This is a genomic window from Bizionia myxarmorum, assembly GCF_008086205.1.
Lineage (GTDB): Bacteria > Bacteroidota > Bacteroidia > Flavobacteriales > Flavobacteriaceae > Algorimicrobium > Algorimicrobium myxarmorum.
In genome coordinates, this window is record NZ_VSKK01000007.1 from 28,386 (window position 1) to 53,520 (window position 25,135).

Genomic DNA, 25,135 nt, shown 5'->3' on the forward strand with positions numbered 1-25,135 from the left:
TAATTTTAAATTTTAAAAGTAATTCAAACTATTTTTCTATTAATTTGGAAAGTTAATAAACTACACATTCTATGAAAAACCTATTTATTACACTTTTTTCGCTATTTCTTGGTATCAATATGATTGCGCAGGAAAATATTGCCACAGATTATTTATCTGCAGAATTTCACCAAGAGCGTCGTGATGCTTTGCGTAAAGGCATGCCTAAAAATAGTGTAGCCGTATTTTTTGCGAATCCCGTTAGGAATCGTGCAAATGATGTGGACTTTATGTACCACCAAGATCCTGACTTTTACTATTTAACAGGTTATAAAGAACCGCATGCTGTTTTGGTGTTGTTTTCAGAAGATCAAACCACGAGTGATGGTAATTCTTATAATGAAATGTTATATGTTCAAGAGAAAAATCCGCAAGCAGAGCAGTGGACCGGAAAACGACTAGGAGTGGAAGGCGCTAAAAATCAATTAGGTTTTAAGATGGTTTCTAATGGTAGCGAATTCCCAAGTTCAGAAGTAGAGTATTCAAAATTTACTAAAGTGTTATTTAATGATTTTAATAATGATTATCGCGATTCCAAGCGTAATCAAGCCGATTTATACAGTTTAATTGAGCAGTTTAAACAGCAAGCTAATTATGATGAGGCCAGCTTGCCAAATCCTATGAAATCGCGTATTTATGATATGATTAAAGCTACCGACATTGAAAATAGTGCCAATGTAGCTCAAACAATTGGTCGTGCTTTGGAATATTATCCCGATTTAAAAAAGGATCAGGTTATTTCAGACTATACAGAAACAACAGATCCTAAAGTTCGTTTGGAACTGAAACAACAAGTCATTAAAATTGAACAGGAAAAACCAGAATCGAATTTAGATACTCAAAGTTTATCCACATTAATGGCGGGTTTACGTGAAATTAAAACGGAAGAAGAACTGGATTTATTAACAAAAGCTGTGCGTATTTCGGCTATGGGCCAGCGCGAAATCATGAAGGCCATGCATCCTAAAATGTCAGAACTAGAAATTCAAGGGATTCATGAATTCGTTTATAAAAAATATGGTAGTGAATATGAAGGATACCCAAGTATTGTAGGTGCTGGAAATAACGGTTGTGTTTTACATTATATTGAAAATAGTAAAATGCAAGTGAATAATGAATTGGTTTTAATGGACTTGGGCGCGGAGTATCATGGCTATTCAGCAGATGTTACGCGAACAATTCCTGCTAATGGTAAATTTACCAAAGATCAAAAAATAATATACGATTTAGTGTATGAAGCACAAGAAGCTGGCATAGCAGCAGCCAAAGTGGGGAATTCATTTAATGCAGCAGATGCCGCGAGTCGTGCTGTAATTCATAAAGGTTTAATAGGTTTAGGTATTGCCAAAACGGAAAAAGAAGCTAGACAATATTTCCCTCATGGCACCTCACATTATTTAGGATTAGATGTTCATGACCCGGGACTTTACGGTGCTTTTAAACATAATATGGTTATAACTGTAGAACCAGGAATTTATATTCCAGATGGTAGTGATTGCGATAAAAAATGGTGGGGAATTGCGGTTCGTATTGAAGATGATATATTAATTACCAATAATGGTCCTGTAAATTTATCTGCAGAAGCACCAAGAAGTTCTAAAGAAATTGAAGCTTTAATGAAAGAGAAAAGCGCTTTAGATGATTTTGTTTTGCCGACTTTAAACTAATAACTTAAAAGCATCTGATGATTAGGGTTGGAATGTGTTTCAGAAATTTTAAAATCGTAACGACCTACAACTTCAAAACCAGCTTTTTTATAAAAATTAATAGCTTTTTGGTTTTCGGTCCAAACATATAACCACATGCCAGATTGCTGGTTGTTTTTAGATAATTCAAGGTTGAATGTAAAAAGGTGTAAACCCAGTTTTAAATGATGGAATTCTTCCAAAACATAAATTCGTTCGAGTTTAGTTACGTTTTTAAAAGGAAGATTATCTTGAGCGAAATTGAAGATTATCTTTGAATAACCAGTAGGTTTTTCATTAAAGTAAAGAATATGGAAATGGTTATTGACATCTTTTAATTCGGTTTCAAAGGCTGCAATTGTCAATTTCGAATTGATATAATTGGAAATATCCGTTTCTGACGCACTTATGGCGTGCGATTCTATAAAGGATTGTCTTGCAATTCCGGATAGAAGTTCCGCATGATTTGTGTCCGCTTTTATTATTTTAATCATTTGGTATTTGGCAGCATGAAGTTTATAAAATGCAAAAGTATATTTTTTTGGACTATAAAATTAGATGTATTTTTGATTCACAGTCCATTTTAATCCCATAATTGAAAAAGAGACATTCACCTATGAAAATATTTTCCGATAAGCAGATTTACGAAGGCGATAAATTAACAGCCCAACGCCAAAATATAAGTTCTACAGAGCTTATGGAACGTGCTGGTACGCAAATTTTTAACTGGTTGCACATGCGGATGCAAGGTGCTCAAGTGCCTATTCAAGTTTTTTGTGGTATTGGAAATAATGGTGGCAATGGATTAGTAGTAGCGCGCCATTTAATTAATCATGGCTATAATGTGCATACCTATGTGGTTAATTTTAGTGACAAGCGCACCAAAGATTTTCTAATTAATTACGATAGAATTAAGCAAACCTCTAAAAAGTGGCCAACCCTTATTGGTCCAAAAGATGATTTTCCCGAAATTGGCCCAGATGATATTATCATTGACGCTGTTTTTGGCATTGGATTAAACCGTCCTGCTGATGATTGGGTGGTGAATTTATTTCAACATTTTAAAACTTCCAAAGCCTATACCTTGGCTATCGATTTGCCTTCTGGAATGAAAACAGATAGTGTTCCCGCTGATGAAAAAGATATGGTTTGGGCAAGTTATACCTTAAGTTTTCAATCGCCTAAATTGGCTTTCTTTTTACCTGAAACAGCTAAATATACGGAGCAATGGGAAGTTTTAGATATTGGTATTGATCGGGATTACCTAATAAACACACCAACAGAAGTTGAATTAATAGGCAAACAAGAAGTACTTCCTATTTATAAAACACGCGATCAATTTTCGCATAAAGGAAGCTTTGGTCATGCCTTGATAATTGGCGGTAGCTATGGTAAAATAGGCGCTGCTATTTTGGCAAGCCATTCTGCTATGTCCGCTGGCGCTGGTTTAGTAACGGCTTTTGTTCCAAAATGTGGCTATATTCCTATGCAATCTAGTTTGCCTGAAATAATGGTTATAACAGATGAAAACGAGGAATATATAAGCAATATTCAATTTAAAATAAAACCTACGGTTATAGGATTAGGAGTTGGATTAGGAACTGAAAAAGAAACGTCTGAAGCGTTAAAAGTGTTTTTAACGAACAACAAAACACCTTTGGTTATTGATGCAGATGCCATAAATATATTGTCTAAAAACACTGATTTATTAGCATTATTGCCAGAAAACACAGTTTTAACGCCACATCCAAAAGAATTAGAACGTTTAATAGGAAAATGGAAGAATGATTTTGATAAGTTGAAAAAAGTAAAAGCATTTTCAAAAAAACATAAAGTCATTATGGTGATTAAAGGCGCTTATACCTTAACAATTTTAGAGGATAAAATTTATATTAATTCTACTGGAAATCCTGGTTTAGCAACTGGAGGAACTGGTGATGTGCTTACCGGGATTATTACAGGTTTAATTGCTCAAGGTTACCAACCGTTGGAAGCATCCATTTTTGGCGTGTATTTGCATGGTAAATCTGCTGATATTGCGGTGCAAAGTCTGGGTTATGAAGCCATGATTGCGTCTCATGTCATAGAAACTTTAGGCGATGCTTATATTGATTTGTTTACTAAACCCGAACCGCTGCAAGTGGAAGAGACCGAAGCGGAACCCAAAGAATCTCAAAAGAAAATATAAATTTAAAGAGTCGCAAATTTGCGACTCTTTAAATTTATAAGCACTCTAAAAATTACACTTTTAATTCCGTTAATAATGCTCTTAAAGCATCACTTGAAGGTCTTGGAGCATCCGGAGATACTACGTTTCCTGCAGGATCAATTAAAATAAAACGCGGAATGCCGTTAATTTTATAAGCTTCAATAAATTCTGATTTCCAACCTTTAGGTGCGAAAATTTGAATACCACTTAATTCTTTATCCGCAATCATAGCTTTCCATGCTTCACGCGCTTTGTCCCAAGATTTATCATGAGCTCTGTCATCATCAATAGACATACTAACAAATTGAATGTTTTTGCCGTGGTAATTCTTTTCTAATTCTTTTAAGAAGGGAATTTCAACTTTACAAGGTCCACACCAAGTTGCCCATACATCTATATACACATACTTTCCAGCTAAATCTGATAACGAGGTTGTGGAACCATCATAATTTTCGTAATCGCTAAAAGTTGGAGAAGGAGCGCCTTTAGGTAATTCATTTTTTAAAGCAATGGATTGGCCTATAAACGATTTGTATGATTTTAACATTGGTGTTAAATCCTTATTCGCGTTGTTTGTTATCATCGTATCAATGGTTTTATCCGAATTGTAGAAATCCGATAATTCCGTTTCAATACCATTTAATTTGGTTTCCAACGTTTCCATATCTTCAATAGTACTTAAAGCTTCAAAGTCTAAAAGTTGCTCTTCTTTTAAGGATTTTTGAGCTAAAAAGTTACTGTGTTCAGATCCAGTTCCCGAAAACTTAACGCTTTCGTCAAACTTTTCAGTGTCAATAGTCATGTCAATTTCATAACCATTCTTTAAAAAGACAGAAGTAGATTCGGTACCATCAAAAACATTGTAAATATCTGTTTTAACTTTTAGGGTATCACTAAATGTACCATCAGCGTTTACGGCGATAGTTTTGGAGTAATCACGGGTTCTAATAAGTAGCGAATCGCTATTTTTATTAGTTATTTTCCCTGTAAAAGTAGCGTAGTCTTTAGGTGCTTCTTCTTTGCAAGCTAATATGGATAATACTGATATTAATATGAGTGTTTTATTCATTTTTGAATAGGTTTATTTACTCAAAAATAGATTTTTAAGATGAATTATAAATGAATTATCAGGTTTTGTTTGCATAATAGCATATGAATGTGGAATTTTGGCCTAATCGATACAAGCATGAGAACAATCCATTACATTTCACAAGACCGCATTAATTTAGAAACCATTTCAAGTATTTTAGAGGAAAATAAAGCGCTTGAGCTTTCTAACGATTCTATTAAGAAAATGCAGGCTTGTCGGGATTATTTAAATGAAAAATTAGTTAATCAAGACCAACCAATTTATGGTATTAATACCGGTTTTGGCTCTTTGTATAATGTGAAAATTTCCACAGAAAATTTAACCAAACTGCAAGAGAATCTGGTTATGTCTCACGCTTGTGGAACGGGAGAATTGGTTCCAAAAGCCATTGTTAAATTGATGTTGCTTTTAAAAGTACAGTCCTTAAGTTACGGTCATAGTGGTGTGCAATTGGAAACCGCTAAGCGTTTAATGGATTTTTATAACCATGATATTTTACCGGTAATTTATACTCAAGGTTCATTAGGAGCTTCAGGTGATTTAGCTCCTTTGGCGCATTTGGCATTGCCATTAATTGGCAAAGGCGAAGTGTATTTTGAAGATGCTGTTCATACGTCAGAATCTATTTTAAAGAAATTTAATTGGGAACCTATTACCTTACAATCTAAAGAAGGTTTAGCGCTTTTAAACGGCACGCAATTTATGTCAGCTTACGGGATTCATTTATTAATGAAGGCTTTCAAATTATCTTATTTAGCGGATTTAATAGGAAGTACGTCATTAGAAGCTTTTGACGGTAGAATTGAACCTTTCAATGCGTTGGTGCATTTGGTTCGCCCTCATAATGGGCAATTAAAAACAGCTGAACGTATTCGTGAATTTCTAGAAGAAAGTGAACTTATTTCTCAACATAAGCAGCATGTACAAGATCCGTATTCTTTTAGATGCATGCCACAAGTTCACGGTGCTACAAAAGACACGTTGGATTTTGTTAGAAAAACATTCATCACAGAAATCAATTCTGTAACCGATAACCCGAATATATTTAGTCAGGAAGATTTAATTATTTCAGGAGGAAATTTCCACGGTCAACCTTTAGCGTTGGCTTTAGATTATTTAAAAATTGCCATGGCAGAATTAGGAAATATTTCAGAAAGACGGATTTTTCAACTAGTTTCTGGTTTACGAGGCTTGCCAACATTTTTAGTGGATAATCCCGGTTTAAACTCTGGTTTTATGATTCCACAATATACAGCAGCCAGCATTGTAAGTGCTAATAAACAATTGGCTAGCCCTGCGAGTATTGACAGTATTGTGTCTAGTAATGGTCAAGAAGATCACGTAAGTATGGGCGCCAATGCTGCAACTCAAGCCTATACCTTGATTCATAATGTGGAGCGTATTTTAGCTATTGAATTGTTTAATGCATCTCAAGCTTTATTTTTTAGAGCGCCATTAAAATCTTCCCCATTTATAGAATCTGTTTTAACAGCATTCCGTCAAGATGTTTCATTTGTATCCAATGATCGTGAGTTGCACATTGATATTCAGAATTCCATTTCGTTTTTAAGCAATTTACAAATTGACGATCGCGAAATTTACGAATAGGAGATTAGCAATATAAAAATTGAGGTTAGGTAACAGGATTTTATTTATCACATAAATCGTCAGCCCAGGCAATGGCTTCATCCATAGAGTTAAAAGCTTTAAACGGGATACTAATAAACGCGCTTTCAAAATCGGAATTGTCTATCCGAACCGTTTCCCCAAAAACAATAGCAAAACCCATCAGATTTTCAATTTTGGAGGTTTTATAATAAATATTTGGATCTACACAATAGGAATTTACTCTGTGGGTTATGTAAACAAATTTCTCGCCATTATAATGTTCTGCAGCAAAATCTCGCAATTGTTTATTTAATTCTTTAGTAACAGTGATGCCTCTATCCATAACTGCAATAGCGTAATGGCTGTAACATGTAAGTTCACCAAAATGAAATTTTTTAATAACTGGCATATATAAAGTTAATTAAATTTTTGAATTAAAAAGCTATATTAATTATATATAATCTTTTATATATCAGAATTTTATGTAATTTTTGATTGTAGATTTATATTATTCAAGGCTAATATTATATCAAGTTGTGATTGCATCAATTCGATATTCATACTTATATTTCTTCATTAAATTCATTAGGGAAGAATAGGACGTAAAATTAAAGAGATGGATATCATTTGAAAGGGGTTAAGAGCAGCACAAATAGTTTCCCCAGCTTGTGGCTTCATCTATATTGTTAAAAGATTTGAAAGGAATACTGATAAAAGTACGTTCAAAATCAGTATTATCTATTTGAACCGTGTCACCAAAAACAACAGCAAAACCTACAAGATTTTTAATTTTTACTGTTTCAAAATACACATTTGGATCTACAGAATAGGAGTTTTTTCGGTGTGTTATATATACAAATTTGTTATCATTAAAATATGATCTTGCTATATCATATAGTTCATTATTTAAAACTAAAGAAATGGTAATACCTTCATTCATTACGGCAATCATGTAGTTATCGTGAAAGGTGATTTCACCAAAATGATATTTGTTAACCACGGACATTTATAAAATTAATTAAAAATTTTTATAAAAAAAAACTCCGCAAAAGTAAGCGGAGTTTTCAATAATTACTAATTTATTTTAAGATTCTGTCGTTTTTTTTCCAGCTTCAATCTTAATCACTAATTCATTGGTTTTAGTATCCAAATCCATAGCAATTTTATCACCTTCTGTAATTTTAGAATTGATAATTTCTTCAGCTAAAGCATCTTCAACATACTTCTGAATAGCCCTTTTTAAAGGTCTAGCACCATATTGCTTATCAAAACCTTTATCTGCAATAAAATCTTTGGCTGCTTTACTTAATTTAAGCGTGTAGCCAATATCTTTAATACGTAGAATAAGTTTTTCTAATTCAATATCAATAATCTTATTAATGTCTTCTTTTTCAAGAGCATTAAATACTACGACATCGTCAATTCTGTTTAAGAATTCAGGAGCAAAAGCTTTTTTAAGTGCATTTTCAATAACACCTCTAGCATTGGCGTCTTCTTGCAATTTCTGCGAAGCTGTTCCAAAACCAACACCTGCTCCAAAATCTTTAAGTTTTCGAGAACCGATATTAGATGTCATGATGATTATGGTATTTCTAAAATCAATTTTCCGACCTAAACTATCTGTTAAAAAACCGTCATCTAGAACTTGTAATAACATATTGAAAACATCTGGATGCGCTTTTTCAATTTCATCAAGCAATAAAACAGCATAAGGTTTTCGTCTGATTTTTTCAGTTAACTGTCCACCTTCTTCATAACCTACGTATCCTGGAGGTGCACCAACTAATCTAGAAATGGCGAATTTTTCCATATATTCACTCATGTCAATTCGGACTAAAGCATCTTCGCTATCAAATAATTCTTTTGAAAGCACTTTTGCTAATTGCGTTTTACCAACACCAGTTTGTCCTAGAAAGATGAATGAACCAATGGGCTTATTCGGATCTTTTAATCCCGCACGATTACGCTGAATGGCTTTAACCACCTTCGCAACGGCTTCGTCTTGACCAATAACTTTACCTTTAATTAAATCTGGTAAAATAGCCAATTTGTTAATTTCGGTTTGGGCTATTCTATTTACAGGAATTCCTGTCATCATAGAAACTACATCAGCTACATTATCTTCCGTTACAATTTCACGGTGTAATTTAGTGTCTGCTTCCCATTTTTCTTGAGCTATAGCTAATTCTTTTTCAAGGCGTTTTTCATCATCTCGTAATTTAGCTGCTTCCTCATATTTTTGCTTTTTAACAACGGTAGATTTGGTTTCTTTAACCGCTTCTAGTTGTTTCTCCAATTCAAGAATCTGATCTGGAACATTAATATTCGTAATATGAACACGAGAACCTGCTTCATCCAAGGCATCAATAGCTTTGTCTGGTAAAAAACGGTCCGTCATATAACGGTTGGTTAATTTCACACAGGCTTCAATAGCTTCTTGAGTATATTCGACGTTGTGATGCGATTCGTATTTATCTTTAATGTTGTTTAAAATTTCAATCGTTTCATCAACCGTTGTTGGTTCTACAATTACTTTTTGAAAACGACGTTCTAAAGCTCCATCTTTTTCAATATACTGACGATATTCATCTAAAGTAGTAGCACCAACACATTGAATTTCACCTCGTGCTAAAGCCGGCTTAAACATATTGGAAGCATCTAAACTTCCTGTAGCACCACCTGCACCAACAATGGTGTGGATTTCATCAATAAAAAGAATAATATCATCATTCTTTTCCAGCTCGTTCATAACGGCTTTCATACGCTCTTCAAATTGGCCACGGTATTTAGTACCTGCTACTAAACTCGCTAAATCCAAAGTCACAACACGCTTATTGAATAAAGTTCGCGATACCTTATGCTTTATAATTCGAATAGCTAAACCTTCAGCAATAGCCGATTTACCTACGCCTGGTTCACCAATTAAAAGTGGATTGTTTTTCTTACGTCTACTTAAAATTTGCGAAACGCGTTCTATTTCTTTTTCACGTCCAACAACCGGATCTAACTTACCTTCTTCAGCCATCGCGGTTAAATCACGTCCAAAATTATCTAAAACAGGTGTTTTAGACTTCTTGTTTGTTTTTCCAGTAGGCGAATTAAATAAGTTATCTTTTGAAGTGTCGTCATCTGTAGCTGAATCGTCATCCTGAAAAGACTCCGCTTTCGGCTCTCCTGTTATATCAAGATAATTTTCGTCGTTTGTTATCATAAACTTAAACTGTTCTTTTACGTTATCATAGTCCACTTTCAACTTATTTAAAAGTTTGGTTGTGGGATCGTTTTCATTTCTTAAAATGCACAATAATAGGTGTGCCGTATTAATGGAGTTACTTTGAAAAAGCTTGGCCTCCAAAAATGTCGTTTTTAAAGCCCTTTCGGCTTGTCTAGTCAGGTGTAAGTTCTTCTTGCTATTAGAAGCTACTGCCACGTTAGGGTTTGCAGGACTTAATATTTCAACTTTACGTCTTAAATGGTTTAAATCTATTTCTAAAGCACTCAAAATATCAATTGCTTTCCCGTTACCGTCTCGTAATAATCCAAGCATTAAATGTTCCGTACCTATAAAATCGTGTCCCAATCTTAAGGCTTCTTCCTTGCTGTAAGCAATTACATCTTTAACTCTTGGTGAAAAATTGTCATCCATAAATAATTCCTTTCTGCATTAAATGTACTAAATCATATCATCAAGGACAAAAATCATACCCTAATTAATACGCAGTATGCTAATAGACAAAAAAAAGTTTATAAAGTCAAAATTTTTAACAGCTTACTTGTTAACGAAAAGCAGGGTTAACATTGTTAATAAAAAAAGCGAAAAAACATTAAAGAAACCCTTGCTGTAGTTGAGGAAATGGTTATATTAGCACGATTTGTAAACCTACAAAAATCTAATTATAATTATATATGGCAGAAGGAGAAAAATTGATCCCAATTAACATTGAAGATGAAATGAAATCGGCTTACATTGACTATTCAATGTCAGTCATTGTGTCACGTGCCTTACCTGATGTAAGAGATGGATTAAAACCGGTGCACAGACGTGTACTTTTTGGTATGCACGAACTTGGAATTAGAGCTACAGGTGCCCATAAAAAGTCCGCAAGAATTGTTGGGGAAGTTTTAGGTAAATACCACCCACACGGTGATACATCTGTTTATGATGCTATGGTTCGTATGGCTCAAGAATGGAGTTTACGTTATATGTTAGTGGATGGACAAGGAAACTTTGGGTCTGTGGATGGCGATAGTCCTGCAGCCATGCGTTATACAGAAGCACGTATGCGTAAAATATCTGAAGATATGTTGGCGGATATTGATAAGGAGACAGTAGATCATAAATTAAATTTTGATGATACGTTACATGAACCAACCGTTCTTCCTACGCGTATCCCAGGTTTATTAGTAAATGGTGCATCTGGTATTGCTGTAGGTATGGCAACCAATATGCCACCTCATAACTTAAGCGAAGTAGTAGACGGTATTGTAGCTTATATTGAAAATACCGATATTGAAATTGATGAATTAATTACGCACGTTAAAGCACCAGATTTTCCTACAGGAGGAACTATTTATGGATATGACGGCGTTATAGAGGCTTTTAAAACGGGTCGTGGACGTATTGTTGTTCGCGCAAAAGCACGAATTGAAGAAGTTCAAGGACGTGAATCTATTATCGTTACCGAAATTCCATATCAAGTGAATAAGGCCGATATGATTAAAAAAACGGCCGATTTAGTAAACGAAAAGAAAATTGATGGTATTGCAACCATTCGTGATGAATCCGATAGAAACGGAATGCGCATTGTTTACGTTTTAAAACGTGATGCTATTCCAAATATCGTTCTAAACACTTTATATAAATATACGGCTTTACAGTCGTCCTTTAGCGTAAACAACATTGCTTTAGTAAATGGACGTCCGCAGTTATTGAATCTGAAAGAAATGATTCATCACTTTGTGGAACACAGACATGAAGTTGTTGTACGCAGAACCACTTATGAATTACGTAAAGCTGAAGAGCGCGCGCATATTCTTGAAGGTTTAATTATTGCATCAGATAATATTGATGAGGTAATTGCACTTATTCGTGCCTCTTCAAATGCCGATGAAGCACGTGAGAAGTTAATTGAACGTTTTAAATTATCTGAAATCCAAGCGAAGGCCATTGTTGAAATGCGTCTGCGTCAATTAACAGGATTAGAACAAGATAAGTTACGTTCAGAATACGAGGATTTAATGGTAACCATTGAAGACCTAAAAGACATTCTTGCTAAAAAAGAGCGTCGTATGGAAATCATTAAAGACGAATTACAAGTTGTAAAAGATAAATATGGTGATGAGCGTCGCTCCGTAATCGAGTATGCTGGTGGCGATTTAAGCATTGAAGATATGATTCCAGATGAGCAAGTGGTTATTACCATTTCACATGCGGGTTATATTAAGAGAACATCCCTTACAGAATACAAAACACAACATAGAGGTGGGGTTGGACAAAAAGCGTCAACTACTAGAAATGAAGACTTTTTAGAGCATTTATTTGTAGGAACAAATCACCAATATATGTTATTCTTCACTCAAAAAGGAAAATGTTTCTGGATGCGTGTGTATGAAATTCCAGAAGGTAGTAAAACATCTAAAGGTCGCGCCATTCAAAACCTTATAAATATTGAGCAGGATGATAAAGTGAAAGCTTTCATTTGTACACAAGATTTAAAAGATGAAGATTATATTAATAGTCATTATGTCATTATGGCTACTAAAAAAGGTCAGGTTAAGAAAACATCTTTAGAGCAGTATTCACGTCCACGTACTAATGGAATTAATGCTATTACCATCAGAGAAGATGATGAATTATTAGAAGCTAAATTAACTACTGGAAACAGTCAAGTTATGTTAGCTTTAAAATCTGGTAAAGCTATTCGTTTTGAAGAAGCTAAAACACGACCAATGGGTAGAAACGCATCAGGTGTAAGAGGTATTTCTCTAGCTCATGATACCGATGAAGTTATTGGGATGATTGCTATTGAAAACCCAATGGAAGAATCTGTTTTAGTAGTTTCAGAAAAAGGCTACGGAAAACGTACCTATATTGATGATCCAGCAGATGGTGAAGCTGTATATCGAATTACGAACCGTGGTGGAAAAGGTGTTAAAACGATTTCTATTACAGAAAAAACAGGTCATTTAGTCGCTATAAAGTCTGTAACAGATGAAGAGGATTTAATGATAATTAATAAGTCTGGAATTGCCATCCGTATGGCGGTTGCCGATTTACGTGTTATGGGTCGTGCAACGCAAGGTGTAAAATTGATTAACTTAAAAGGAACCGACTCTATTGCCGCCGTTGCTAAAGTTATGAAAGAAGAGGAAGCCGAAGACGTTATTGATGAATTGGCTGAAGAAAACGCCGATGAAATATCAGAAATGGACAATGGCACAACTCTTGATAATGATGAAACAGAAACAAATATTGATAATTAATTATAACTAAAATGAGAAACCCAATTTTAATTGCATTGGCTATATTGGTAAGCACCATTTCTTTCGCACAGAAGAAAGAATTACGTACTGCCGAAAAAGCAATAAAAAGCAAAAACTATGCTGAAGCTAAATCAGCATTAAACGAAGCGGAAGGTATGATGTCTGCTATGGATGATAAGCAAAAATCCCAATACCATTTATTGGTTGCCGAAGCACTATATGCGCAAGGAACTGCCAATAATACAGATTTGGATAAGGCTATTGAAAGTTTAATTTTGGTAGGTAAAAATTACCCATCAGAAACTTCGGCGCTTACAACAGCCATGGAAAATGAGCTTCTAACAAAGGCGAATGCCATGTATAAGGCTAACAATTTTGCTGAAGCTGGAACTAAATTTGAGCAATTATATCATGTAATTCCTTCAGATACTACCTATTTGTATTACGCAGCAGTAAGTGCCGTTAGTGGTCAGGATTATGAAGAAGCTTTAAAGCACTATCTAAAATTGAGTGACTTAGGCTATAGCGGTATTACAACTGAATATTATGCTGTAAACAAAGAGACAGGTGAAGAAGAAATTTTTGATGAAGCAAATAGAGATTTATTTGTAAAAACAGGTAGCTATATTAAACCAGGCGAGCGTGTTTCAGAATCTAAAGTTGGTGAAATCACTAAAAACATTGCTTTTATCTATGTAAATCTAGGTAAAACTGATGAAGCTTTAAAAGCTATTAAAAAAGCACGTGCTCAAAATCCAACGGATGTAAATATTATTCTTACAGAAGCTAACTTACATTATAAGTTAGAAAATAAGGAAGAATACAGAGCGCTTATTGAAAAAGCTATTGAGTTAGATCCAAACAATATTGATTTATTCTATAACCTTGGTGTATTAGCTTCAGAAGCTGGTGATAATGAAAAGGCTAAAGAATATTACGATAAAGTAATTGAAATGGACTCTACTTACACAAACGCGCATACAAACTTAGCTGCTTTAATTTTAGGTGAAGAAGAACAAATTATTCAAGAAATGAATGGTCTTGGAACTTCAGCAAAAGATAATAAGCGTTATGATGAACTGAAACAAGCACGTGCTGATTTATATACGCAAGCTATTCCATATTTGGAAGCTGTATTAAAAACAGATCCAAATAACTTGGAAGTTTCTAGAACCTTAATGAATATTTATAGCGCTATTCCAGATGCTACAAATCTTAAGCGTATGAAAACTAAAGTTGCTGAATTGGAGGGTAAATTATAATCCAGTTTTAAAACATACTTCATAAAAAAAATGCTACTGAATTTCAGTAGCATTTTTTTTTATAATCTTTCCAATCATTATAAACTAACTAGGCAATTATCTTTTTAATGACGCGCAATTTATGTGTGTGTATTCCGGTATCTACATTGTAAATTCCCGAATGATCTAATCTATCAATTCGAACTTTACCATGAGCGTGAATAATAAAATTGTCTGGCATAATAATACCAACGTGAACAATGCTACCTTCATCATTATCAAAAAAAGCTAAATCGCCAGCATCACTTTCTTCAATAAAACTTAAAGCTTCTCCTTGACTTGCTTGTTGGGAGGCATCTCTAAACAGTTTATAACCATTCAGTTTATATACCATTTGGGTAAAACCCGAACAATCTATACCAAAAGGTGTTTTCCCCCCCCATAAATAAGGTGCATTTAAATAGCTAAAAGCTGTTTTTAAAATAGCGGCTTTAGGTGAAATAGTATTTACAGAATGTCCTTCAAAGGTATGGTGCAATAAATCCAAAGCATTTAAACTAGAGCCTAGAGAAATTGGATATAATTGCTGGTCTTTATCTTCTATAAATTCGACTAAATCGGTTGAAAGAATTGGCGTTTCTTCATGCAAATTATAATACTGTTCTTCTGTAATATGTAGATATTGTTTATTATCAATCCAGCCTTCATAGGTATCAAAACCCAAACGGATTTTACTCCAAGACTTGCGTTTTTCAAGCACCTTAAAATAATCGCCATACAATACTTGTGAAACCAGTTCACTTGTATCATTAGGTTCCAATCGTAAGGGAACCATACTTAAATTACAAATTCCGTATTGCATGCAAAAAATATCCTATTAGTTTCTTTCGATAACAACTGCAGAAGCACCACCACCACCATTACAAATAGCGGCTGCACCAATTTTTGCATTATTTTGTTCTAATACGTTTAATAAGGTAATTAAAATACGCACACCAGAACAACCCAATGGATGACCTAAAGAAACGGCGCCACCATTTACGTTGACGTTAGAATCATTTAAACCTAATAGTTTCATGTTTGCTAAACCAACAACAGAAAACGCTTCATTAAATTCGAAGAAATCCACATCTTTAATGTCAATTCCTGCTTTATCCAAAGCTTTTGGTAGGGCTTTAGCTGGTGCTGTTGTAAACCATTCTGGTTCGTGAGCAGCATCTGCGTATCCTTTTATAGTTCCTAAAACTTTTAAGCCTAATTCATCAGCTTTCTCACGACTCATTAAAACCATAGCTCCGGCACCATCATTTATCGTAGACGAATTTGCGGCTGTAGCTGTTCCATCTTTGGAGAAAGCAGCTCTTAAGGTTGGAATTCTATCTAATTTCACATTCGTGAATTCTTCATCTATATCCACTATAATAGCATCACCACGACGTTGAGGTACTTCAACTGGAACCACTTCATTATCAAATTTCCCAGCTTTCCATGCAGCTGCCGATCTTTCATAAGATTGAACAGCAAAAGCATCTTGATCTTCACGAGAAAATTTATATTTTGTAGCACATGCATCGGCACAAACACCCATGGCATTTTGGTCATAAGCATCCACTAATCCATCACGTTGCATGCCGTCTTCTAATTGAGCAGGACCAAATTTAGTACCTGTTCTAGCATATAAGTAATGAGGAATTAAACTCATATTTTCCATTCCGCCAGCAACAATAATGTCAGCATCACCCAAAGCAATAGATTGAGCTGCTTGCATAACTGCTTTCATTCCAGATGCACATACCTTATTAACAGTAACACATGGAACGGTGTTTGGAACACCTGCGTAAATAGCCGCTTGTCTTGCAGGTGCTTGACCAGCGCCTGCCTGAACCACGTGACCCATAATTACTTCTTGAACTAATTCAGGCTTTAAATTAATTTTATCCAAAGCGCCTTTTATGGCTATAGCCCCTAAACGTGGTGCTGGAATAGTGGATAAGGCTCCTAAAAAACTACCAATTGGTGTTCTGGCTGCGGATACAATGACGACTTCTTTACTCATGATATTAACTTTTATTTTTTTGAATGTCACAAAATTAATCATTTTTTAGTAGAATGGAGAATGATTAGCATTTTATAGAGCCATAATTTTCGACTATATTTTACTACATTTGAAAATATTCCTTCAATCTATGAAAGACTTTATAAATGCATTATATAGAAATCACGCTTTAGCTTATAAATTGCTGCTTTTTATATCTACTACGCTTTTAATAGTGTACTTATTTCCTAAAAGTGGAAAATTTAAGTACAATTTTGAAAGAGGGAAACCCTGGCAGTCTGAAAATTTATATGCGCCTTTTAATTTTGCTATAAAAAAGACTGATGAGCAAGTGGCCACGGAAAAGCAAGAGGTAAAAGACAATGTGCCTTTATACTTTAATATTAATCCCGCTGTTCAGAAAACGGTTACTACCAATTTTAAGAAGGGCTTTAAAAATGCATTTTCAGATTCTATACCTTATTATAAACGAAACGCCTTAAACCAATCTGGTACCAAAATTTTAGATGAGCTTTACCGTTTTGGTGTGTTAAGCGATGATATTGAGCATTCAGAAACCAAAAAAGTAATCATTTTAGATGGTCGGGTGGAGAAGGAGCAAACCCAATTTACCAATCTTACCGAGGAAAATGAGGTTTCTGCTATCATTACTAGAATTTTAGAAGAAGAGGATTTACTATCCTATAAAAATGAATTTACGTCCTTGTTTTTTGATTTGGTGGAACCCAATTTAGAATTCAATCAGGAGTTTTCTTCACGGGTGCTGCAAGAGGAATTGGAAAAAGTATCCTACACACGCGGCAGTGTGGAACGGGAAACGCTTATAATTTCTAAAGGTGAAGTAGTTGAAGGCTTAAAATTTCAAATATTAAAATCGTTAGAATCCGAGTATGAATCGCAGGTTTGGAACAAATCCAATTACAACTGGATTGTGTTTGCTTACACGCTTTTAGTGACGTTGGCTTTACTGATGCTTTTACTTTTTATACGAAAATACCGTTTATCCGTTTTTGAAAACAATGTAAAAGTCACCTTTATATTCTTTAACGTGGCGTTTATGGTTTTAATAACGACGCTGGTGGTGAATTATAATTCGCAATACCTGTATGTGGTGCCTATTTGTATTCTTCCATTAGTTTTAAAAGCCTTCTTTGATTCGCGATTGGGACTTTTTACTCATGTTGTCACGGTTTTATTATTGGGTCTTATTGTGCCCAATAGTTATGAATATATGTTTCTTCAAATTACGGCGGGAATCGTGACTATTTTAACGGTTTCTGAATTATATAAGCGTGCGAATCTGTTTATTTCCGTGGCACAAATCACCTTAATATACATTGTGGCGTATTTTGCGTTTTTTGTGATACATGAAGGGAGTGTTGAAACTTTAAAGTGGGAAACTTTCGGCTTATTTATATTATGTGGGTTAGCAACCTTGTTCGTGCAGCCGTTGATTTATGCCTATGAAAGGCTCTTCGGATTAGTTTCTGATGTGTCACTTTTAGAATTATCAGATACCAATTCTAAATTACTAAAAGAACTTTCAAATAAAGCACCAGGCACCTTTCACCATTCTTTAAACGTGGCCAATTTAGCCGAAGCTGCTGCCAATGAAATTGGTGCGAACGCTATGTTGGCTCGTGTTGGCGCTTTGTATCATGATATTGGTAAAATGAAAAACCCGACGTATTTCACTGAAAATCAAAGTACGGGGATTAATCCGCATGACGAATTATCACCAACTGAAAGTGCCCGAATAATCATTAATCACGTTATTGATGGCATTGAAATAGCCCGAAAAAACAATCTTCCAGATCGGGTTATCGATTTTATAAGAACGCATCATGGCACGAGTATGGTTTATTATTTCTATGTGAAAGAAAAGGAAATGAATGAAAACATAGATATGGAAGATTTTAGGTATCCTGGTCCCACCCCGTTTAGTAAAGAAACTGCTATTCTAATGATGTGTGATAGTGTGGAAGCCGCTTCCAAGAGTATAAAAGATCCAACGTCTTCTAAAATTGATGATTTTGTAGAGAATATTCTGAACAAGCAAATGAATGATGAGCAGTTTTTAAATGCGAATATTACCTTCAAGGAAATTCAATCTATTAAAAAGGTTTTAAAGCAAAAACTGACTAATATTTTTCATTTACGAATAGAATATCCTGAATAAATTTGTTAGCCATTTTAGTTTCTGTTAAACCCTTTAACATTACTTAACATTTAATTCCCTTATTTTTGGGAGTTACTCAATTAAAACCAAAAACAACCATGAGGAAATCACTAATCTGTGTTTTGGCGCTGGCAACAGTTGTTGCTTGTAAGGACGACCAAAACAAAATTGAAAAAGAAGACACTAGCATGAAATTAACCTATCCGGAAACGAAAACCGTTGATACGGTAACGACCTATTTTGGAAGTGACGTTAAAGATCCGTACCGTTGGCTAGAAGATGATTATGCAGACGATACTAAAGCTTGGGTAAAAGCCCAAAACAAAGTAACGTTTGATTATTTAGATCAAATTCCTTTTAGAAGCAAGCTTAAAAAGCGCATGGAAACGCTTTGGAATTACGAGAAAATTTCGGCACCATTTAAAGAAGGTGATTTTTCATACTTCTATAAGAATGATGGCCTTCAAAATCAATCGGTTTTATATAGAAAAGATGCCGAAGGAAATGACGAGGTATTTTTAGATCCTAACGCGTTTTCAAAAGATGGAACCACGTCTTTAGGTGGATTAAGTTTCACGGAAGATGGTTCTATGGCTGCTTACGCTATTTCCGAAGGTGGAAGTGACTGGCGAAAAATTATTGTTTTAAAAGCTGAAAACAAAGAAATTATTGGTGATACTATTATGGATGTGAAATTCAGTGGTATGTCTTGGTATAAAAACGAAGGTTTTTATTATTCCAGTTATGAGAAGCCAAAAGGTAGCGAGTTATCTGCTAAAACAGATCAGCACCGTTTGTATTATCATAAATTAGGCACGCCGCAAAGTGATGATACAGTTGTTTTTGGTGATACTGAAAAGAGACGTTATGTTGGTGGTTATGTTACGCAGGATGCTAGTTATTTAGTAATTACGGCGGCAAATTCTACCTACGGGAATGAATTATATGTAAAGGATTTACGTAAAAACGGACCTATTGTAACCGTTGTTGACAATTTTGAAAGTAGTAATAGTATCTTGGATAATGACGGCAACACCTTTTTTGTTGTAACAGATTATGAAGCGGCAAACCAACGGATTGCGAAGTTTACTATTGATAAAGTTGGGCAAGCTAATTGGAAAGATGTGATTGCTGAAACAGAAAATGTATTATCGGTTTCTAAAGGTTCTGGTTATATTTTTGCTGAATACATGAAAGATGCCGTTTCGGTAATAAAACAATATAAATTTGATGGCACTCTAGTACGCGATGTTACCTTACCAGGCCTTGGTTCTGTTGGTGGATTTAGTGGTAAAAAAGAAGATACGACTTTGTATTTCTCATTTACCAATTATACAGCTCCAGGAACTATTTATTCTTATAATCCTGAAACGGGCGAATCTACTATTTATGATAAACCAGAAATTGATTTCAAATCGGATGATTATGAGTCTAAACAAGTGTTTTATAATTCCAAAGATGGCACTAAAGTACCGATGATTATTACCTTTAAGAAAGGGACCGAATTAAACGGAAAAAACCCGACGATGCTTTATGCTTATGGTGGTTTCAATATTAGTTTAACGCCTTCTTTTAGTATTGCCAATGCTGTTTGGTTAGAAAATGGCGGTGTGTATGCGGTTGCTAATTTACGTGGTGGTGGCGAATACGGTAAAAAATGGCATAACGCGGGAACGCAAATGCAAAAGCAAAATGTGTTTGATGATTTTATTGCCGCCGCTGAATACTTGATTAAAGAAAACTATACATCATCAGATTATTTGGCTATTAAAGGTGGAAGTAACGGTGGTTTATTGGTTGGCGCTACGATGACGCAGCGTCCAGATTTAATGAAAGTGGCAATTCCACAGGTTGGGGTTTTAGATATGTTGCGTTACCATACCTTTACTGCAGGTGCTGGTTGGGCTTTTGATTACGGAACATCTGAACAAAACAAGGAGATGTTTGAATATATTAAAGCCTATTCTCCGGTTCATAATGTGAAAGCGGGTGTAGAATATCCGGCGACTTTGGTTACGACAGGTGATCATGATGATCGAGTGGTACCAGCGCATAGTTTTAAATTTGCTGCTGAATTACAAGCTAAACAAACGGGTAATAATCCAACATTAATTAGAATTGAAGTGAATGCTGGCCATGGTGCAGGAAAATCGACTGAAGCGACTATTAATGAGCAAGTGGATATTCAGGCTTTTGCACTTTATAATATGGGTGTTAAGGAATTGAAATAAGTAATTTGATGTTTTAATTTATAGAGAAAGCCCAGACTTATGTTTGGGCTTTTTTTGTTTACGTGTAAAGTCAGGAGATTTGTTAATGAAGTTAAGAGATTTGTTAATGAAGTTAGGAGATATGTTAATGAAGTCAGGAGATTTGTTAATGAAGTTAAGAGATATGTTAATGAAGTTAAGAGATTTGTTAATGAAGTTAGGAGATATGTTAATGAAGTTGAGAGATTTGTTAATGAAGTTAGGAACTTTACAAATGTGGAAGGGAGAAGTATAAATAGGGGTTTGAAAATATAAATGGCACATGCTATGTTTGCTTACTTGGATGCTATTCCTTAAAGTATGACTGTTAATTTTGTGAAAATTGTAGCATGCTTTTAATAAGATGATAAGGGAATTATCAGGCTACGACTGCCTGCCTTATGACAGACAGAAGCCTAACCTAATAGTTAACGTGGTTTTTATTTCACTTTTACCAATTGTATACCTTTAACTTGTGCGAATTCTTCGCTTGTTGCACCAAAAACAGACTTGACGTATTTTTTTACATCTGCTGATACATCCACTAATCCGGCGTCTTTTGCGTATAGTATTTTATTTCTATCTAAACGGGCGTTGCTGACTTGAGCATAGGCTTTTGAAACGTTTTCATTGGCATCTTTTAGTTCTTGAAGTTTGGTTTGAAGGGTTGTTATTTTTAAATCGGTTTCGTTTGGGGTGTAACTTGGTTCGGAATCTAGGACGGAAATCATACCTTCAAAGTGTTGGATTAATTGGTCATAGGATTGTTGGCTGGAACTAATTGTTTTGGGTACGGGTTGGTTTGGATCTAGGGGTTCGACTTTTTTGGATGCGCGTTGGCCTTGAATTTTTCGATTAAAACTTTTTGCGTCTTCTACTTTTTCTTCACCGGCATTGGTTGTTGCGAGTGCATTTACCAAACGGGTTGCCAATGGGCGCATATCACTAAAAACTTCCATACGCTGATTTACGGCGTTATTATAGGCGGTGTTTTTGGTTATAACGCCATTTAAACCTGCGCTTGCTTGGTTGTAAAGTGCTTCGAGTTGTGGTGGTTTTAGGCTTGTTTTTGATGGATTGTAGTTTGCGCCGTAGCCATTTACAAACGCCATAAGGTCTTGAAAGTTCGCTACATTTTTAGCGTGTCCTACTTCTGATGTTGATGCCATGTTGTTGATTTTTAGATGTTAATGTTTTTAAATGTAATGATTAAATCATTACGGAACTCCGTAAATGTTGCTATGGCCTAATTATTTTTTTGTTTTAGGGGCATAAAAAAACCTGCCAACATACTATATGTTGACAGGTTTGGGGTTATTTATTTTATTTAAGTTTATTGTACTTTTTCTGCGGAATAGCCTGCGGTAGTTAAATCGCCATCCCTATCAAATAATGTTAAATTCATGTCTTTATCTACGCGGTAATACTCGCCATATTTATTTTTATCTATAAAATAATCGTTTCCTTTTTTATTTAGGACTTCAATTTTATGGGCACCTTCTGGAATTACGGCGTAATATTCGGTGCCGTTGGTGTAGATTTCAAATGGAAAATCTTCGTCCACTATGAGGGTGTTGGTTATTTTCCATTTTCCAAATAGGGTATAATCTGCTTTTAGATTATCATAGGTTAGAGCTGGGCTTGTAGCGGCAGGGGTTTCTTGAATGGGTGTTTCTACGGTTTCCATTTCTGGAAGGTCTATGTCTTCTTGTTTCGGGTCGTTTTTACAGGCAGTAAGAAGGGTTAGGGAAAGGGCTATGAGGAACAATTTGTTTTTCATTTTTTTTGAGTGTTGGATTATTTTGAATGTTGTTGAAACAAATTTAGTGAATAAGAAGCTGATATAAGATTTGGGAGGGTCTTAGTTGGTAGGCTTGTATTAGCAATTAATTTTGTGGGGTGTTTTGCATAGTTATTATTTAATCCTTATTATCAAGTGTTTCATCAATTAGTGTTAATCCAAACATAATTTCTTTTGTTAAATCCTTTAAAGTAACCTCTGTATTTCTTTTACTAGTGTTAAATTTTAGATTTATCGGTGGCCAATTCATTATTTCCTTTAACATTTCTGCGGTTGAATTCATTGCATATTCCATTGAATCTCGAAAAGCTATTGTATTTGATTCAATGTCGTATTCATCAATACCGCTATAAGATTTCAAAGTCAGAAATATATCAGATGTTACTTTGCCAACCTCTTTAAGATTTTCAGAAAAATCAGGTAATTCAGAGTTGATTTCATCGTTAAAATCGTCTAATTCTTTAGACAGTCGATTCACAACTTTTTTTGCTCTTGATAATTTTAGTCTAGTATCTTTAATATTATTTGCTTGATTTATTTCTTCTGTACCTTTATTTAAATTAGTTGTTAGTTTTTCAAGATATTCTGTCATTTTTGTTAAATTAAGAGTGATTTTATCGAAACACTCATATCCATTTTTATTAATCTCAAAGATGTCTATATCTCCAAAATTACCTTTGGTTGAGTTTTCGATTTCATCTATTAATGAGACTATGTTTTGATATTTAACATCTTTTTTAGGTAAAATTATTTCTGTTGAACTTTGATTAAGTTCTTGTTTATCAATAAATTTATCTTTTATTAAGCTAGATAAATTTAATCGAAATAAAGTCTCAAACTTCTCAATACTTTCAAACTCTTTGTATAGAAGTTTATTAGAAAGTTCTTTTTTAAATAACATAACATCATCTAGTTCCGATGTATTTATAGCATTCAAGTTATTAGGTGTAGCAGTTTTAAAGTATATTAATTGTTGTTTTTCTGGGTTTTTTATTGCTCTATTAATTTCTTCTACAGTTCCTGATTTGTCTCTTTTGGTTGGTGTTCCTAACTTCATCCACAATATTCCAATTAATATATCATAATCAATCTGATTATTTATTATTTCTTGTCCATCTTCTCCAACATCAGTGTAGGTGTCTTCGTTCCAGTGAACAATCTGTATTGAGAAACTGCTTATCTTACCAAAGGTTTTATTAAATTCCTTTACTATTACTTCAATGGAATTTAGTTCGTCTTTGATATCTCCAGGACAAGATATAAATAGATTTATTTGTTTGATTTCTTTCAATTACTATTTCAAGTTTGAATTAATATTAAATTTTAGTTTTCTTATTTGTAAAATGTACTTTTGAAATATGTCTTGTTGGGTTTGCTGTGTTAATTATTTCCAACGTCTCGTATATGAAACGTAGCGTGTAAAAAGACGTTATCGTTTCGGATTATACACGAGCCGAATTTTTATTTTTTATGTTTAACTTTTATTTTCTAAATATACAAAAATAAAAATTTGGCGAACTTAATAAAGAAGCGAAAACCTCTTGTAAAGCCTGTTTTAGCTATGTTTTATATACATTGTTGCCAGCTGTGCTTTATCCTAAATTTGATTGTATGTTATTTATTAATTCTATCAATTTAAATGGTATTCCGTTATGTTTCTCGCCACAAACCGAACAAGGTGCTGCTACAGATTCAAATGACACGTGAGGTAACACAAATGATTCTAAATGAAAATGAATTAATTCTCTGAAATATTCTTTATCCTCAATTTCAATATCAGCTTTATTGACTTGTTTTATAAACATATTTTCCAATCTAAATATGGCATTTAGTTCAGCAATTTTTCCCTTATCAAAAATTGAATCGTCGTGAGCTATTTTTCTTTCCATTTTTGAAAGTTCAGCTAAAATTTTTATTATACCACCATTTCCGTTAGACTTTGTGTATTCAAAATTATCTATAGCTTGAAGAAAATATTTATATAAATCTGAAATGTAACTTAACTTTCTTTTAGTCCTTTCATCTGCTTTTTGTTCGGTTATCTGTCCTTGAATTATTTCGTTTGCATTGATTTGTGCTTTAAGTGCTAAATAAACTAATATCGCACCAATAATTCCAGTTATTGGCGCCGTAATTCCTCCAATAGTATCTCCAATTTGCCCAGTATTAGTAAATGAGACTATTCCGTATTGAGTAAATATTAATGGCGCTAATAAAATCAATGTGATTCCAAGAATTAATATAAAAAATGCTAATCTTGATAATTTCATTCTATCTCATATTTTTTTTTGCATTACTGGCAACATTTATATTATTATTTCTTTTTTTATACCCATTTGGCCGCTCCGACCAAAAAGAAAAGTTTGAACTTGGTGGGCTCCGGATCAGTAAAAAAAAAAAAAAAAGATAAGCACTGGATAAAGATGTATACTGGATACGACACATGACAAAGAAAGCGTGCAGTCTGACTGAAGGCGTGGGCTAGCAGATTCGCC

19 protein-coding genes are annotated in these 25,135 nt (G+C 34.3%); 8 read left to right on the top strand and 11 right to left on the bottom strand.

The window, feature by feature from the left end; translation table 11 throughout:
• Nucleotides 1-71 precede the first annotated feature (71 nt).
• Nucleotides 72-1,706 (top strand): aminopeptidase P family protein, encoded by a 1,635-nt coding sequence (locus tag ES674_RS15160; protein ID WP_148405463.1) that lies wholly within the window; start codon nt 72-74, stop codon nt 1,704-1,706.
• Here ES674_RS15160 and ES674_RS15165 read toward each other — a convergent pair.
• Nucleotides 1,703-2,218: a GNAT family N-acetyltransferase gene (locus tag ES674_RS15165; RefSeq protein ID WP_148405464.1), complete on the bottom strand. Its 516-nt coding sequence runs from the start codon at nt 2,216-2,218 to the stop codon at nt 1,703-1,705. The two genes, ES674_RS15160 and ES674_RS15165, sit on opposite strands and share 4 nt — an antisense overlap.
• Before the next feature lie 122 nt (nt 2,219-2,340).
• Between ES674_RS15165 and ES674_RS15170 the strand changes: the two genes are divergently transcribed.
• The gene (locus ES674_RS15170) at nt 2,341-3,912 is read left to right on the top strand and encodes an NAD(P)H-hydrate dehydratase (RefSeq protein ID WP_148405466.1); all 1,572 of its coding nucleotides are present in this window, start codon (nt 2,341-2,343) and stop codon (nt 3,910-3,912) included.
• Between the two features lie 52 nt (nt 3,913-3,964).
• Here the strand turns inward: ES674_RS15170 and ES674_RS15175 are convergent, their stop codons facing one another.
• A complete protein-coding gene (locus ES674_RS15175) occupies nt 3,965-5,002 on the bottom strand; it encodes a TlpA family protein disulfide reductase (protein ID WP_148405468.1) in 1,038 nt (345 codons plus the stop codon).
• A gap of 117 nt (nt 5,003-5,119) precedes the next feature.
• Between ES674_RS15175 and hutH the strand changes: the two genes are divergently transcribed.
• The gene (hutH, locus tag ES674_RS15180; RefSeq protein ID WP_148405470.1) at nt 5,120-6,631 is read left to right on the top strand and encodes a histidine ammonia-lyase; all 1,512 of its coding nucleotides are present in this window, start codon (nt 5,120-5,122) and stop codon (nt 6,629-6,631) included.
• 40 nt (nt 6,632-6,671) lie between these two features.
• Here hutH and ES674_RS15185 read toward each other — a convergent pair whose 3' ends face one another.
• The 3 genes from ES674_RS15185 to ES674_RS15195 all read right to left on the bottom strand — a co-directional run bounded on the left by ES674_RS15185 (nt 6,672) and on the right by ES674_RS15195 (nt 10,277).
• Complete coding sequence (locus ES674_RS15185) at nt 6,672-7,040, bottom strand: hypothetical protein (RefSeq protein WP_148405472.1); 369 nt, start codon at nt 7,038-7,040, stop codon at nt 6,672-6,674.
• Nucleotides 7,041-7,268: 228 nt separating this feature from the next.
• The gene (locus tag ES674_RS15190) at nt 7,269-7,637 is read right to left on the bottom strand and encodes a hypothetical protein (RefSeq protein WP_246126086.1); all 369 of its coding nucleotides are present in this window, start codon (nt 7,635-7,637) and stop codon (nt 7,269-7,271) included.
• Between the two features lie 78 nt (nt 7,638-7,715).
• The gene (locus ES674_RS15195; protein ID WP_148405474.1) at nt 7,716-10,277 is read right to left on the bottom strand and encodes an ATP-dependent Clp protease ATP-binding subunit; all 2,562 of its coding nucleotides are present in this window, start codon (nt 10,275-10,277) and stop codon (nt 7,716-7,718) included.
• Nucleotides 10,278-10,537: 260 nt separating this feature from the next.
• Between ES674_RS15195 and gyrA the strand changes: the two genes are divergently transcribed.
• Nucleotides 10,538-13,114 carry a DNA gyrase subunit A gene (gyrA, locus tag ES674_RS15200; protein WP_148405476.1) on the top strand — a complete coding sequence of 859 codons (2,577 nt, stop codon included), beginning with the start codon at nt 10,538-10,540 and terminating at the stop codon, nt 13,112-13,114.
• An 11-nt stretch (nt 13,115-13,125) separates the two neighbouring features.
• Entirely contained in the window at nt 13,126-14,376 is a 1,251-nt protein-coding gene (locus ES674_RS15205; RefSeq protein WP_148405478.1) for a tetratricopeptide repeat protein, read from the top strand.
• A gap of 88 nt (nt 14,377-14,464) precedes the next feature.
• Here ES674_RS15205 and ES674_RS15210 read toward each other — a convergent pair whose 3' ends face one another.
• Nucleotides 14,465-15,217 carry a C40 family peptidase gene (locus ES674_RS15210; RefSeq protein WP_148405480.1) on the bottom strand — a complete coding sequence of 251 codons (753 nt, stop codon included), beginning with the start codon at nt 15,215-15,217 and terminating at the stop codon, nt 14,465-14,467.
• Between the two features lie 15 nt (nt 15,218-15,232).
• Nucleotides 15,233-16,411, bottom strand: a complete 1,179-nt coding sequence (locus tag ES674_RS15215; RefSeq protein ID WP_148405482.1) for an acetyl-CoA C-acyltransferase — start codon at nt 16,409-16,411, stop codon at nt 15,233-15,235.
• A gap of 130 nt (nt 16,412-16,541) precedes the next feature.
• Between ES674_RS15215 and ES674_RS15220 the strand changes: the two genes are divergently transcribed.
• The 3 genes from ES674_RS15220 to ES674_RS15230 all read left to right on the top strand — a co-directional run bounded on the left by ES674_RS15220 (nt 16,542) and on the right by ES674_RS15230 (nt 21,115).
• On the top strand, nt 16,542-18,590 hold the full coding sequence (locus ES674_RS15220) for an HD family phosphohydrolase (protein WP_148405484.1): 2,049 nt from the start codon (nt 16,542-16,544) through the stop codon (nt 18,588-18,590).
• 98 nt (nt 18,591-18,688) lie between these two features.
• On the top strand, nt 18,689-20,821 hold the full coding sequence (locus tag ES674_RS15225; protein WP_148405486.1) for a prolyl oligopeptidase family serine peptidase: 2,133 nt from the start codon (nt 18,689-18,691) through the stop codon (nt 20,819-20,821).
• A 39-nt stretch (nt 20,822-20,860) separates the two neighbouring features.
• Nucleotides 20,861-21,115 (top strand): hypothetical protein, encoded by a 255-nt coding sequence (locus tag ES674_RS15230; protein WP_148405487.1) that lies wholly within the window; start codon nt 20,861-20,863, stop codon nt 21,113-21,115.
• Between the two features lie 164 nt (nt 21,116-21,279).
• Here ES674_RS15230 and ES674_RS15235 read toward each other — a convergent pair whose 3' ends face one another.
• The 4 genes from ES674_RS15235 to ES674_RS15250 all read right to left on the bottom strand — a co-directional run bounded on the left by ES674_RS15235 (nt 21,280) and on the right by ES674_RS15250 (nt 24,910).
• A complete protein-coding gene (locus ES674_RS15235; RefSeq protein WP_148405489.1) occupies nt 21,280-22,008 on the bottom strand; it encodes a hypothetical protein in 729 nt (242 codons plus the stop codon).
• 164 nt (nt 22,009-22,172) lie between these two features.
• On the bottom strand, nt 22,173-22,619 hold the full coding sequence (locus ES674_RS15240; protein ID WP_148405491.1) for a hypothetical protein: 447 nt from the start codon (nt 22,617-22,619) through the stop codon (nt 22,173-22,175).
• A gap of 139 nt (nt 22,620-22,758) precedes the next feature.
• Nucleotides 22,759-23,931, bottom strand: a complete 1,173-nt coding sequence (locus ES674_RS15245) for a hypothetical protein (RefSeq protein WP_148405493.1) — start codon at nt 23,929-23,931, stop codon at nt 22,759-22,761.
• A 301-nt stretch (nt 23,932-24,232) separates the two neighbouring features.
• On the bottom strand, nt 24,233-24,910 hold the full coding sequence (locus ES674_RS15250) for a hypothetical protein (protein ID WP_148405496.1): 678 nt from the start codon (nt 24,908-24,910) through the stop codon (nt 24,233-24,235).
• Between the last annotated feature and the right edge of the window lie 225 nt (nt 24,911-25,135).